At 67.1% G+C, this 13,619-nt stretch carries 13 protein-coding genes and 1 riboswitch; of the genes, 8 read left to right on the forward strand and 5 right to left on the reverse strand.

Translation table 11 applies throughout. From position 1 onward, the window contains the following. The 3 genes from AB4Z00_RS25445 to AB4Z00_RS25455 form a co-directional block, all read right to left on the reverse strand. On the reverse strand, window positions 1–1,573 hold a 1,573-nt coding region (locus tag AB4Z00_RS25445), incomplete at its 3' end, for a PDC sensor domain-containing protein (protein ID WP_442047738.1). A 22-nt stretch (window positions 1,574–1,595) separates the two neighbouring features. Continuing rightward, entirely contained in the window at window positions 1,596–2,321 is a 726-nt protein-coding gene (locus AB4Z00_RS25450) for a TorF family putative porin (RefSeq protein WP_431567725.1), read from the reverse strand. A 168-nt stretch (window positions 2,322–2,489) separates the two neighbouring features. Next, window positions 2,490–3,485, reverse strand: a complete 996-nt coding sequence (locus AB4Z00_RS25455) for a homoserine O-succinyltransferase (RefSeq protein WP_442047739.1) — start codon at window positions 3,483–3,485, stop codon at window positions 2,490–2,492. Between the two features lie 34 nt (window positions 3,486–3,519). Then, window positions 3,520–3,627, reverse strand: a riboswitch (SAM-I-IV-variant riboswitch). A 202-nt stretch (window positions 3,628–3,829) separates the two neighbouring features. Here AB4Z00_RS25455 and AB4Z00_RS25460 point away from each other — a divergent pair. From AB4Z00_RS25460 to AB4Z00_RS25470, 3 genes are all read left to right on the forward strand, one after another. Further along, window positions 3,830–5,032 (forward strand): MlaA family lipoprotein, encoded by a 1,203-nt coding sequence (locus AB4Z00_RS25460; RefSeq protein WP_442047740.1) that lies wholly within the window; start codon window positions 3,830–3,832, stop codon window positions 5,030–5,032. Window positions 5,033–5,187: 155 nt separating this feature from the next. Beyond that, window positions 5,188–6,375 carry a Na+/H+ antiporter NhaA gene (gene nhaA / locus AB4Z00_RS25465; RefSeq protein ID WP_134093685.1) on the forward strand — a complete coding sequence of 396 codons (1,188 nt, stop codon included), beginning with the start codon at window positions 5,188–5,190 and terminating at the stop codon, window positions 6,373–6,375. Window positions 6,376–6,442: 67 nt separating this feature from the next. After that, window positions 6,443–7,258 (forward strand): universal stress protein, encoded by an 816-nt coding sequence (locus AB4Z00_RS25470; RefSeq protein ID WP_442047741.1) that lies wholly within the window; start codon window positions 6,443–6,445, stop codon window positions 7,256–7,258. 69 nt (window positions 7,259–7,327) lie between these two features. Here AB4Z00_RS25470 and AB4Z00_RS25475 read toward each other — a convergent pair whose 3' ends face one another. Continuing rightward, complete coding sequence (locus AB4Z00_RS25475) at window positions 7,328–8,632, reverse strand: N-succinylarginine dihydrolase (RefSeq protein ID WP_442047742.1); 1,305 nt, start codon at window positions 8,630–8,632, stop codon at window positions 7,328–7,330. Between the two features lie 147 nt (window positions 8,633–8,779). On the opposite strand from AB4Z00_RS25475, the gene AB4Z00_RS25480 reads away from it, so the two are divergent. The 5 genes from AB4Z00_RS25480 (at window position 8,780) to msrB (ending at window position 13,091) form a co-directional block, all read left to right on the forward strand. Beyond that, window positions 8,780–9,682: a LysR substrate-binding domain-containing protein gene (locus AB4Z00_RS25480; RefSeq protein WP_442047743.1), complete on the forward strand. Its 903-nt coding sequence runs from the start codon at window positions 8,780–8,782 to the stop codon at window positions 9,680–9,682. 70 nt (window positions 9,683–9,752) lie between these two features. Then, window positions 9,753–10,541 carry a hypothetical protein gene (locus AB4Z00_RS25485; protein WP_134093681.1) on the forward strand — a complete coding sequence of 263 codons (789 nt, stop codon included), beginning with the start codon at window positions 9,753–9,755 and terminating at the stop codon, window positions 10,539–10,541. Then, window positions 10,534–11,253, forward strand: a complete 720-nt coding sequence (locus AB4Z00_RS25490; protein WP_243654420.1) for a metallophosphoesterase family protein — start codon at window positions 10,534–10,536, stop codon at window positions 11,251–11,253. Before AB4Z00_RS25485 ends, AB4Z00_RS25490 begins: the two co-directional genes overlap by 8 nt. A 16-nt stretch (window positions 11,254–11,269) precedes the next feature. Continuing rightward, entirely contained in the window at window positions 11,270–12,574 is a 1,305-nt protein-coding gene (locus AB4Z00_RS25495; protein WP_442047744.1) for a glycoside hydrolase family 130 protein, read from the forward strand. Between the two features lie 67 nt (window positions 12,575–12,641). Then, on the forward strand, window positions 12,642–13,091 hold the full coding sequence (gene msrB / locus AB4Z00_RS25500) for a peptide-methionine (R)-S-oxide reductase MsrB (protein ID WP_314468572.1): 450 nt from the start codon (window positions 12,642–12,644) through the stop codon (window positions 13,089–13,091). Window positions 13,092–13,127: 36 nt separating this feature from the next. Here the strand turns inward: msrB and AB4Z00_RS25505 are convergent, their stop codons facing one another. Then, window positions 13,128–13,586 (reverse strand): Lrp/AsnC family transcriptional regulator, encoded by a 459-nt coding sequence (locus AB4Z00_RS25505; RefSeq protein ID WP_442047745.1) that lies wholly within the window; start codon window positions 13,584–13,586, stop codon window positions 13,128–13,130. Window positions 13,587–13,619: the final 33 nt, after the last annotated feature.

Raw genomic sequence — 13,619 nt, forward strand, 5'->3', positions numbered from 1 at the left:
CGCCCGAGACCGTGGAGAGTGCCTCGTCGGCACGGCGCACCGTCCGGGTCGAGGCCGAAGCCGAGGCCTTGAGGCGCTGGTCGATCTGCACCAGCGCGGCGGACGTTTCCTCCAGGCTGGCGGCATTGGCCTCGGTGCGGCGGGCCAGATCCTCGGAAGCCTGGGCGATTTCCGCCGAGCCGGTCTGGATGCCGCTGGCGCTGCCCGCGACCGCACCGATCATGCGGCGCAGTTCGGCCAGGGCCGCGTTGAAGTTGTCCTTCAGCGCGGCATAGCCGGCCGGGAAGGCTTCGGTGATGTCGCGCGTGAGGTCACCCTGGCGCAGGGCGTCGAGCCCATCGCCCACGGCGCTGGTGACGATCTTCTGCTCCTCGGCCGAGCGGCGGTCGGCTTCCGCGCGGTCGGCCGCGGCCTGGCGGAACACATCGGCGGCGCGGGCCATGGTGCCGATCTCATCCTCGCGGCCCAGTTCGGGAATGGCGCAGTGCTCGCCCTTCGCCAGGCGGTCCACCGCGCCCGAAAGCTTGGCCATGGGACGGCCGATGATGCCGCCGGCCGCATAGAACAGCGTCGCCAGTACGGCCGCAACGATCACCAGGCCGCCGATCACCAGCTGCCAGGCCATGCTGCGTGCAGGCGCGGCAATCGTCGCCTCGGGAACGTCCAGAACCAGCGCCCAGGTGGTACCGAGGCCCTCCAGGACGACCGGCTGGATCACGCGGCGGGTGGCCACGCCGTCGACGTCGATATCGGACACGACTTGCACCTGGCCGCTGGTGAGCGCGGCCTTCACTTCGTCAAGGCCCGCGCCTTCGTAAGGCTTGCTGAGCTTGGAGGAATCGGGATTGGCGACCCAGGTTGCCGAGGCGGAAAGGAGCATGACCCGGCCCGTGCCGAACGGCTTGAGCTTGGACAGGCGCTCGGACACGCCGCCGAGGTCCATGTCGACACCGACGACGCCGATCACGCGCTCGCCCGAGCGGACCGGATAAGTGATCGACGTCATCAGCATCGTCGTGCCGTTCACGTCATAGGAATAGGGGTCGACGATCGCGCCCGCGCCGCTTTCGAAGGACTTGCGGAAATAGGGCTTTTCATAAGCATCCGCCTCGTTGTTCGGAGACATCGTCAGCACGCCGGCAGCCTTGACCCAATAAGGGCTGAAGCTGCCATTGCTGCCCGATCCGGGCTGGCCGCCCTTGCCGGCGTCGCCGCCGTCCCACTGGTCCGGCGCGATCATGGCCCAGCTGCCCTGGGCGACCTTGGACTTGAGCAGGTCGGTCTTCAGCACGCTCACCGCCAGGCCGCGATCGCGCGTGCCGCGCGCGTGCATGTCACCCAAAGTCGAGGCCAGCGCGCGAGCGGTTCCGGCGAAAGTCGCGACTTCGGTCTCGACCCGGTTGCCCTCGGCATCGGCCTGCGCCACGGCGGACTGGTCCGACAAGGCACCCACGGCCGAGCCGGTCTCCACCACCACGGCGGTGAAGCCCAGCAGCAGCAGCACGGCGATGGCCAGTCCGGCGACCGTCATCAGCTTGCCCGCTATATGCATGCGGTTGAAAACGTCTCTCATTTTCCAGCTCCAGGAGGTATCTTCAGAAGGCCGCGGTAAGCGAGAAGAGCGCGGCGGCATCGGCAGCGGAGGCGCTGCCCAGATCGGTGTCGACATAGGCAAGGCCCAGGGTAACGGGTCCGAGAGCCGCGTCGGCGCCCAGCGACCAGTCGTAATATCCGCCGGGTTTCGGGCTGATCGCGCCCTTGCTGCGGCCACCGTGCGCTCTCAGCGTCAGCGGCGTGCCGGGGATCGGCGCGGCGGTCTCTCCGAAGAGATAGAGGTGGTCGCCGCCGAGTGCCGACTGGTCCCAGCTATAGCCGGAACCGACCGTGGCACTGAGCGGGCCGAAATCGTGAGTGAGCCGGGCGGTCGTCTCGAAATACTCGATTTTCGCCGCGCCGCTCCCCGTCGCCGGGCGTTCGCCGCCGGGATAGCTGTAATAGGCCAGGGCGACGTCGAGCGTGGTGGCGGCAGCCACCGTCCCGGCCCAGCCGCCGTAGAAATCCACCTCGGTGGGGCCGTAACGATCGCCCATGTCGAGCGACGAGGCCCAGGTTCCGAGGTAGACCCCGCTCTTGTGCGAGAGATTGATCGTCGCCTGGACCGCCGGATCCTTGCCGGTCAGCGAAATTCCGCGAAAGCGATAGTCGCTGATGATCGTGGCGGCACCCGAGACAGAAAAGTCGGGCGTATCGTCGGCGGCCTGGGCAGTGACGGGCAGGAAGAACAGCGCCAGGACCAACCCGGCGGAAGAAGCGAAATGCATGGAAGTCCTGTTATGGGACGATAGGGGGCAGTGACATTATAGGACGCCATGCCCCCGGACGGCCGGGATGCGCGTCGCTCCCCGCCGATCCCGGCAACAGAAATTTACAAATGCTTCATTCGACTGGAAAAAATTCCGCGACCGGCCGGGCCGCGCGCGGCATCGAGGTTACGCCGGGGCCAGGTCTACCGGCCCATCGGCCTGCTCGATTGCGGCCGACCCGATTGCGGCCCGTTCATCCGCTGCCGCTTCGCCCCGCGCCGACTGGCCGATGGAGGCGGCGTCGAAAGGTGTCGTCTGGTAGATCTCGTTGATCCAGTTGCCGAAGAACAAGTGGCCATGGCTGCGCCAGGCATTGATCGGCGGCAGCGAGGGATCGTCGTTCGGGTAGTAGTTTGCCGGGATCGGGCCGCCGTCCCGGTTGTATTCGTTGGCCAGCGTGTCGCCGTCGTATTCCAGATGGTTGAACATCAGCAGCGCGCGGCGGGCCGGATCGTGGAGCAGGCAAAGCCCGCTGTCGTCGCTCTCCGCCAGCACCCGCAAATCGCCGCCCTCTGGCAAGTCGGCGCGGCGCACTTGCGTCCAGCGCGAGACCGGCACTGCGAATTCGTCCGAGATGCCGCGCAGGAACGGCGAGTTCGGCGCGCGATTGCGATGGGGGAATACGCCGAAGGCCTTGGCGTCGAGCGCATGCTTGGGCACGCCGTGGAAGTGGTGGAGGAAGGCCTGCGCGGCCCAGCAGATCGTCAGGCAGCTATGGACGTGCGTACGCGTCCAGTCGAAGATGCGGCGCAGCTCCGGCCAGTAGCGCACTTCCTCGAAGGCCATGCGCTCCACCGGGGCGCCGGTGATGATGAAACCGTCGAACCGCTCGTGCTGGACATCGCACCAGGGGCGGTAGAACGCTTCGAGATGCTCGGCCGAGGTATTGCGGGCGACATGGTCGCTGATCCGCACCAGGGTCAGCTCGATCTGCAAGGGCGTGGCGCCCAGCAGGCGGGCGAGCTGCGTTTCGGTGCTGACCTTGTCAGGCATGAGGTTGAGCAGCCCGATCCGCAGCGGGCGGATATCCTGCCGCACCGCATCGCTTTCGCGCATCACGGCCACGCCTTCGGCTTCCAGGATGGAGCGGGCGGGCAGATCGTCGGGAATCTTGATGGGCACTTGCGTCGGTCCTCTTTCGGGGATGACGCTGGTGGCTTGATCCGTTGATTGCCGGGTCGGCCACATCCTCCCCGAGGGGAGTGCCACCTTGCCCGGATCGGCAGGTTGGCGTTGGGCGTCATCCCAACTCTTGATGCTGGGAAGCGTCATAAGCGCTTCGGCCCGATCTTGCAACGGCCTGTCCGAGAGGCGGCGAATGGGCGCTTGGGCGATGCGACAGCCATCGGCCGGTCCAATTGACGAAAGCGGAAATCGAGCCTAGCGGCCGGAAAGCCCAGCGGAATTGCCTGATCGCGGAAAAATCGTCTTCGCTGCAGAGACCGCGATATGCTAAGGACCATCGAATGAGTTTGCCGGCTGCCGCCGTGGCGTTGTTGATGACGGGCCCGTCGGTGCCCGACGCTCCTGTTCACTTCGCCGTCGATACCGCGGCAGAGGCGGGTGATCTGCAAGTTGGCAACCCGCAAGTTGGCGCCCTTCAGCTGGCGGCACTTCAGCCTGCCGATGCGACTACCCCGCCGGTCTCCGATCCTGCGGTCCCGGCAAATCCGGCCCCAACGGTTCCTGACACGTCTGCGCCGGCCGCCTCTGCCACCCCGCCGGAAGCCGCTTCCGACGAGCCCGAATCGGTCATCGTCGTCACCGCGCCCGAACCGGCACCGCCGGGCGATCCGCTGCAGAAGCTGAACATCGAATCCTTCAAGGCGGTCCAGGCCGTCGACCAGGCCGTGCTGGAGCCGGTCGCCAAGGCGTACAACAAGGGCCTGCCGCGCCCCGTTCGCCAGGGGCTGCGCAATTTCTTCACCAACCTGAGCGAGCCGGTGGTCTTCGCCGCCTACCTGTTGCAGTTCAAGCCCGGCAAGGCGGCGGAAACCGCAGGCCGCTTCGCGATCAACACGACGCTGGGCGTGGCCGGCCTGGTGGACGTGGCCAAGAAGAAGCCGTTCAACCTGCCCTACCGCCCCAATGGGCTGGCCAATACGCTGGGCTATTACGGCGTCGGCCCCGGTCCGTTCTTCTATTTGCCGATCGTCGGCCCGACGACGCTGCGCGACATCATCGGCGATTCGGTCGACAGGCTGCTGGTGCCCGCCGTCATCGGCAAGCCCTTCACCAATCCGGCGGTCGTGCTGCCGATGACCATCGTCGACCAACTGGGCGAGCGCGCAGCCTTCGACGAGCGGATCAACAAGATCCGCAAGGAAGACAAGCCCTACGCCGCCTACCGCGAACTCTACCTGAGGCAGCGCAAGGCGGAGATCGAGGCGCTCCACGGCCGGATCACGCCCGACGTGGTGCCGGTCTACGGCCCGAGCATGAAGACGGCCGACAACAAGGACAAGGCGAAGGAAGCGGAAGCCAAAGCCAAGGCCGAAGCGACAAAGGACGTGACGGAGCAGACACCGGCACCGGCACAGCCCGCCGTTCCCGCACCGCAGGGCAATTCCCCCGCGGCCCCTGTCCAGCCGGCCGCTTCCGGGCCCGCCCCCGCTCCTGCCACCACCGCCGCTCCCGTGCCCACCCTCGAAACGGTACCCACGCCCTAAAGTACGGAGGCTCCTGCCGGAAACCGGCGGGGAGTGCAGCGCTTGGGGTGGCCTTCGGGTCGCATCCCGGTTAGGCTGGCCGGTATCTGCAAAGGCATCGGGCCATGTCCGCCGCCTTTTCCCGCCCGCCATCCCGACGAGAACGCTCGACATCGATGCCCCTGCTCAAGCGCCCCCGTTCCGCCCTGCGCGCCTTCCTGCACAGTGAGGCGTCCGGCGGCATCCTGCTGATGGTCGCGGCAGCTTTGGCGCTGATCGTGGCCAACAGCCCGCTTGCCGACACCTATTTCCACACGCTGCACGTCATGATCGGGCCGATGTCTCTCGCCCACTGGATCAACGACGGGCTGATGGCGCTGTTCTTCCTGCTCGTCGGCCTGGAGATCAAGCGCGAGTTCGTCGACGGGCACTTGTCCACCTGGTCCGATCGCGCGCTGCCCGCGATCGCCGCGGCCGCCGGCATGATCTGCCCGGCGGCGATCTACCTCGCCATCGCCGGGTCCACGCCCGGACTCGCGCGCGGCTGGGCCATTCCCGCGGCTACCGACATCGCTTTCGCCATCGGCGTCATGGCGCTGCTCGGCAAGCGCGTGCCCGCCTCGCTCAAGCTGTTCCTGACGACGGTGGCCATCGTCGACGACATGGGCGCCGTCGCAGTGATCGCGCTGGCCTATACCAGCGAGATCAACGGCGCCGCCCTGCTGGCGGCCGGCGTCATCATGGGCGTCATGTTCGTGCTCAACCGCGTGGGCGTGAAGGCCTTGTGGCCCTACCTGATCCTGGCCGCGGCGCTCTGGCTGGCCGTGCTGCTGTCGGGCGTCCATGCGACCATCGCCGGCGTCCTGGCCGCAAGCCTGATCCCGATCCGCGCCACGCCCGGCGCGCCGGACAGCGAGGAATCGCCGCTGCACCGCCTCGAACACGGGCTTCACGGCTGGGTGGCTTATGCCATCGTGCCGCTGTTCGGTTTCGCCAATGCCGGGGTTTCGCTGGCGGGCCTGGGCATGGAGCATCTGATCGCGCCGCTTCCCATGGGCGTAGCGGGGGGCCTGTTCCTGGGCAAGCAGATCGGCGTGTTCCTGGCGCTCTGGCTCTGCGCCCGTCTCGGCATCGCCAAGCGGCCCAGCGGCGCCACCTGGATGCAGACTTACGGCATGTGCCTGCTCTGCGGCATCGGCTTCACCATGAGCCTCTTCGTGGGCGGGCTGGCCTTCAGCGATCCGATCCTCATCGACGAGGTCAAGATCGGCGTGCTGGGCGGCTCCATCGTGTCCGCCCTGGCCGGATTCGCCGTCCTGCGCCTCACCGCCTCGCGCCGGAAGGCTCCGGTCGAGGCGGCCTGAAAGGACTGAACATCCGGGCGCCGCAAGGCCGGACGGCCCGGGAACGAAGGAAGAGAAGGGACCGCGCATGGCAGAACAACGGGGACCGGTACTCGTCGCCACGGATCTCAGCCCGCGAAGCGACCGCGCGGTGGACCGGGCGCTCATGCTCGGCGGACAATGGCAGGTGCAGACGTGCGTGCTCCACGCCCTCCGCCCCGAGGAACGGGTGGCCGAAGACGATGTGCGCCAGACGCTGCCGGCCGATCCCGGCAATGTCCGCATCCTCCTGCCCGCCGGTCCCGCCCCGGACACCATTGCCGACGTGGCGCAGGACCTTGCCCCCTCGCTCATCGTGACCGGCATCGCCCGGTTCAATCACCTCGGCGACTATTTCCTGGGCACGGCGGTAGACCATATCATCCGCAATGCCGCCGCTCCGGTGCTGGTGGTCAAGCAACGCGCCCGCACGCCGTACCGGCGCATGCTGGTGGCCGTCGACTTGTCGGTCGATGCCTTGCGGACCTTGCGCACTGCCGGCGAACTCTTCCCCCAGGTACCGATCGAGGTGGTTCACGCCTATCACGTACCGTTTCGCGGCTGGGTCGATTCCGACGGCATGCGCGAGGAACTGCGGCGCGAGGCAGGCGCCCGGCTCGACGAATTTCTCGCTAACGAAGCCCTGCCGGCGGCGCTTGCCGCCAGGATCACGCCGCGCCTGGAACTCGGCGCGCCCGACGAAGTGCTCGCCCGCGCCATCATGCAATTCGCGCCCGATCTCGTGGTCGTGGGGAGCCGCGACCGGAGCGGACTGGCGCAGGCGACTTTCGGCAGCAACACTTCGGCGCTGCTGGGCTGGATTGCCGCCGATACGCTTGTCGTCAAAAAGACACCCGAAGGCTGAAGCATGTTCCAATCGGGTGGAAACACCTGATGACCTGGAAGATCCGGCGAACCAGAAACCTGGCCCGCCTCAAAGCTCTCCGGCTGCGAAGCCCAGCACATCGAGCAAGGCAGCGCGCGCGGAGCGGCAGCGGTGCCACAGGTCCGGCTCGCCGAGGTCTCCCGGCGCGATGCTTTCCGGCCATTCCCGCGCGATCACCGCCTCGATCCGGTCGCAGGCGCGCTCGTCCAGCAGGAACCGCGGATCGATGGCCGCATGGGCTTCCCGCGATACCGCCACGCGCAGACGAAGGCAGGCCGGGCCGCCGCCGTTGCGCATGGATTCGCGCACGTCGACCACTTCCAGACGGCGAATGGGATTGTCCGCCGCGACCACTTCCTCCAGCCATTCCCAGACAGCAGAGGCCTCCCGCGCTTCCTGCGGCAGGATCAGCGCCATGTCTCCGCCGGGCAGCGTCACCAGCTGCGAATTGAACAAGTAAGTGCGGATCGCGAGGTCGAGGCTTATCCGCGCGGCCGGTGCCTCGACGATGACCGCGCCCGGCACTCGCTGGCGCAGGACGCGGTAGACCAGATCGCGGTCGGCAAAGGCTTGTTCGTGAGTGAACAGCACGTTTTCATTGGCCACGGCAACCACGTCATTGTGGAAGGCTCCCGCCGCGATGGCGATCTCGCCTTGCGGGACGAGCGTATGATCGGCGGCGGCAAGGCCGTGGCGACGGGCGATGGCCGCGCTGGCCGCGCGGTGCTGGCGGGCGGGAAAGACCTGCCCTGCACTGCCCTGGACCGCACGCTCCCCGTAAACGAAGACCTCTAGGCTCCGCTCCGCATGGCTTTCGCCCAGACGCATGAAATTGGCGGCGCCTTCATCCCCCAGACCGGGCGGCAGGGCCGGATGAACCGCGAAGAAGCGCGCGTCGGCAAAGGCCAGCCGCAATTGGCGGAAGGTCTGGTCATGCTCGATACCGCGGTGGAGCATGGTGGAGAGGTTGGCCACGCTCAGATGGCAGCGTCCGTCCGCCGTATCCGGCGCGGGCGAGACGGTGGCGGCATTGGCGGTCCACATCGATGAGGCCGAGAACGCATTGCGCAGCAGCGCCGGGTCCTGCTCCCAGGCGGCGCGCAGAACCGCATCGTCGCTGCCCGAAAAGCCCAGCTTGCGCAGCCAGTCCGCATCGGGCCGGTCCTGCGGCAGGAGCAGCCCCTGCGGCAGGCCCAGTGCCAGCATGCGCCGCATCTTGCCCAGCCCTTGCAGCGCGGCCATGCGCGGGGCCGACGTGGCGCCGGCATTGGAAGCGGAAGCGATGTTGCCCAGCGAAAGGCCCGCATAGTTGTGGCTGGGCCCGACCAGCCCATCGAAATTGATCTCGCGCATCCCGCAGCTCCTTCCAGCCCCTGCAACACCGTCGCACAAGGCGTCCGCGCGGCCAAGCGCGGCGATCTTCATGCATATTTGGCATGTTGGCCGATACCTTTTCCGCTAATAACCCCAATTCCACGCATAATGATATGAGCGAATGGAATGAAGCCGGACGACCGCCGCTACCTGCCACCGATGGCGATGCTGCACGCTTTCGAGACCGCGGCCCGCCTCGGATCCTTTTCCCGCGCCGCGGAGGCGATCGGGCTGACGCAAGGCGCGGTGAGCCGCCATGTCGCCAATCTCGAAAGCTGGCTCGGCACCGCGCTGTTCGACCGGCATGGCCGCCGCGTGGTGCTGAACGCGGGCGGAAGTGCCTATCTGGAGGAGATTGCTCCCGCGCTCGCCGCAATTCGGCGCGCCACCGGCCGCCTGATCGACCCCGAACCGGAGCATGTGATCGAACTGGCCGTCCTGCCGGGCTTCGGCATGCGCTGGCTCGCCCCCCGCCTGCCGCGGCTCACCCGGCAGCACCCGGACCTGGTGGTCAACATCGCCGCGCGGACCGACATCTTCGATTTCTCCGCCGAGCCCTTTCACGCCACCATCCACGTCGGCGCAGCGGACTGGCCGGGCGCGGAGCACGACCTGTTGTTCCAGGAGCATGTCGTGCCCGTCGTCGCGCCAAGCCTGCGCGACAGCCACGGGATCGCCGCGCCGGAGGACCTGCTGCGCGTGCCGCTGCTGGTGCAGTCCGCGCGGCGCGATGCCTGGTCGCGCTGGTTCGCGATGTTCGGGATCGCTGCGCCGGCCATGGAGGGACTGCCCGGCCTCGGCCATTTCCTGATGCTGGCGCAGGCGGTAAAGGCCGGCGGCGGCGCGGCGCTCCTGCCCAGCTTCCTGATCGCGCCCGAACTGGAAGCCGGCGAGCTGGTGATCCCCATCGACGCCCCGCTGGCCGAAGACCGCAGCTATTGGCTGGCCTACCCCGAACACGTCCGCAGAAGCCCCGCCCTCGGCCGCTTTCGGGCATGGCTGGCGCAGGAGTGCCGGCCCCAGCCATGATCTGTCATGGAACAAAGCGGCGCGGCGCAAGGTTGATCGGGGACACCCTTTATCAGGCGCACCCCCTAGCATGCTCGAAATTCCGACGCCGACCGAACCGCACAGTTTCGACCCGCCCCCCGAGGCGGCGGCGTTCTATGCCGACAGCCTGAAACTGCTGGGGTCCTGGGACATCCCCTACCTGCTGTCTGGCACATATGCGCTGACCTGCCACACCGGCGTCGTCCGCCCGACCAAGGATATCGACGTGTTCTGCAAGCCGGGAGACGCCCCCCGGCTGCTCGCCCGCTTCAAGCAGGAGGGTTACGACGTCACCGTGGAGGACGAGCGCTGGATCGCCAAAGTATGGTCCGGAAAGAACTTCTTCGACGTGATCTTCAACATGTCCTCCGCATCGATCCCGATCACCGACGCCTGGTTCAGCGATGTTTTCACGGCCGAGGTCTATGGCACCCAGGTCCGCATCACCCCGCCGACCGAATTCATCGTCTCCAAGGCCTTCATCCAGGATCGCTATCGCTACGACGGAGCGGACATCGCCCATACCATCCTGCGCAAGCATGACGAGATCGACTGGCACCGCCTCCTCTCCCTGATGGAACTGCACTGGGAAGTCCTGCTGCTCCATGTGCTCAACTTCCGCTTCATCTACCCCACCGAGCGCGAGGCGATCCCGCGCTGGCTGTTCGACACGCTGATCGAACGCATCCGCGCCCAGGCCGAGCTGCCCCCCGCCGAAGTGCGGATCTGCCGCGGACGCCTGTTTTCCCCGCGGGACTACGTGATCGACATCAGCGAATGGGGCTTTGCGGACCTGGTAGGAAAAGGACTGGACGAGAAGCATGAACGACATGTCTGACACGCTCCGCCTGGCGGCGATCGGCGACCTTCACGTCACCGAACAGGACGGCGGTTCCTACCGCGACCTGTTCCGCGAAATCTCCGACAATGCCGAAGTCCTGGCGCTGTGCGGAGACCTCACCAATTTCGGCAAGACCGGCGAGGCCGAGCGTCTGGCGGCCGATCTCTCGGCCTGCTCGATCCCCGTCGTGGGCGTGCTGGGCAACCATGACTACGAATGCGGACAGCCGGAGGAAGTCGCTAATATCCTGCGCCAGGGCGGCGTCACCATCCTCGACGATCAGGCCGTGGTGGTGAAGGACGTGGGCTTTGCGGGTGTGAAGGGGTTCGTCGGCGGCTTCGGGCGCGGCGAGCTGGGCGCCTTCGGAGAGGCGGCGATCAAGAGCTTCGTCGACGAATCGCTCAACGAGGCGCGCAAGCTGGAGAACGGCCTGCGCTCGCTGCGGACGGAGCGGACGGTGGCCGTGCTCCATTATGCCCCGATCCCGGAAACGGTCGCGGGCGAGCCGCCGGAAATCTTCCCGTTCCTGGGCTCTTCCCGCCTTGCCGATGCCGTGGACCGGTTCGAAAACGTCAAGGCCGTGGTCCACGGCCACGCCCATCGCGGCACGTACGAGGGCAAGACCACGCGCGGCGTGCCGGTCTACAATTGCGCGCAGTTCGTGGTCTCCGCCAGGTTCGGGCGCCCTTACGCCCTGCTGGACGTCTGAGCGACAGCGCCGGAGCATGGAAGCCGCCGACGTCTTCACCAAGCTGGACCTGGAGCTGCGGCCGGATCCCGCGCGCACGGTGATACGGCCCTTCCACTTCGCCTATCCGGCCGCTTTCGCGGACCACCACCCGCCCAAGCCTCAGGTCATCGTCCAGCGCATCCTCTCGCTGGACGAGGACGTGCGCGAGCGGATGATCGGCTTCGTGATGGGTCCGATGCGCGAGCGCCATTGCCACGCCGACGCCTTCTTCCTGCGCCAGGTCGACAGCCTGGCCGACGAACTGGGCGATATTTCCGCGCTGAACCACCGCGACCGCCTGCTGCTGGGCGCCTACTTCAGCCAGGAATACGCCTTCGAATCCGCCGCCCTGTTCAATCCCAGCATCGTGCGGATCCCGATCGAGGCGCAAGCGCAGGAGGCGCTTGCCCCCGGCGCGCCCCTGCGCTTCCTGCTCTCGCTGCGCGGCATCGGCGAGGGGCACATTTCCTCGGTAACCTTCCGCACCGGTTCCTGGGACGGCGGCGAAACCGTCACCATCGACCCGGCGTGGCCGCACTGCATCCCGCCCCGCATCGAAAGCGACAACGAGGGCTGGGTCCGCCTCCAGTGCGAGGACAGCCAGGACGTATCGGAAACCGTGATCTTCCCGGTCCTGCCCGAACAGCGGCAGGGGGTGGAGGACCTCCGCATGGTCATGTTCGTGGAGGACGACGGCCAGCGCTTCCTGATCGGCACTTACACGGCCTACGACGGCCAGAACACGCGGCAGGAGATGCTGCGCGGCGTGGACTTGCGGACGTTCGAGATGCGCGCGCTGGCAGGCCGGATGACCGGATACAAGGGCATGGCCCTGTTCCCCCGCCGGATCGACGGCCAGTACGTCATGCTCGGGAGGCAGGATGGCGAGAACATCTGGCTGCTGCGCTCGGACGACCTGTTCACCTGGGAAAGCGGGGAGCCGATCCTCGGGCCGGCCTACCCCTGGGAATTCGTGCAGATGGGCAATTGCGGATCGCCCATGGAGATCGACGAGGGTTGGCTGGTGTTCACGCACGGCGTCGGCATGGTCCGCGGCTATTGCATCGGCGCCTGCCTGCTCGACCGCGACGATCCCTCGCGCGTGCTGAAGCGCACGCGGGCACCGCTGGTCTTTCCCAGCGCCGAACAGCGCGGCGGCTACGTTCCGAATGTGACCTACAGTTGCGGCGCCCTCGTCCACGGGCGGCGCGTGCTTCTGCCTTACGGCATCGGCGATGAGCTTACCGGCTTCGCCACCTGCTCGCTGGACGATCTGCTCGGCGTGCTGGTCCCGGCCTGACAACGTCGAAGCCCCCTTCTCACGGCCCGCTTCGATCACCATCTTCGCCCGCAAGGAGAACCGATCCATGCCGACTTACGAAAAGACCGAAGAAGCCATCGCGCGCCTGACGCCCGAGCAGTTCCACGTCACTCAGCGCAGCGGCACCGAACGCCCCGGATCGGGCGAATACCTGAACAACAAGAAGCCCGGCATCTACGTCGATATCGTCTCGGGCGAGCCGCTCTTCGCGTCCTCGGACAAGTACGAATCCGGATGCGGCTGGCCCAGCTTCACCAAGCCGATCGAACCGGCCAACGTGAACAACCTGGTGGACCACACCCATGGCATGACCCGTACCGAAGTGCGCTCGGCCCATGGCGACAGCCATCTTGGCCACGTCTTCGAGGACGGCCCGCGCGATCGGGGCGGCCTGCGCTACTGCATCAATTCCGCCTCGCTGCGCTTCGTCCCCCGCGAGGACATGGAGGACGAAGGCTACGCCAGCTACATCGACCAGGTCGAAGACATCGACTGACCCGGCCCGATCGCATGCCTCACCGCGCCCTTGCTGTCAGCTTGCGGCGTCGGTGAGGTAGGCGCGCGGCTTCACGTCGCGCATGGCCAGCGTGGTGTTGAAGTGGCGCACGCCCGGAAGCCGGCGCAGGCGGTTGCGCAGGAAGTCGTCAAGGTCGGGAACACCGCCGGTCATCACCAGAAGCAGATAGTCGAAATCCCCGACGACAGCGTGGCATGTCAGCACCGCCGCTTCATCCAGCACCGCGCGTTCGAACGCCTCGTGCCGGTCGAATTCGATCGAGACATGGACGAAGGCGCTGGTGCCCAGCCCGATCGCTGCCGGGTCGATCACCGCATGATAGCCGGTGATGACGCCAGCCTTCTCCATGGCCTGGACCCGCTTCCAGCTTGGCGTCTTGGACAGCCCCGCCACCTCGCCCAGCCCCGCAAAACTGAGCCGCGCGTCCTGCTCCAGCGCCGCCAGGATGCGCTTGTCCGCCGCGTCGAGAGTCATGCCCTTCCCCACCGAAACGTCCGTTCTCCCATC

This window comes from Novosphingobium sp. YAF33, assembly GCF_052113265.1.
Classification (GTDB): domain Bacteria; phylum Pseudomonadota; class Alphaproteobacteria; order Sphingomonadales; family Sphingomonadaceae; genus Novosphingobium.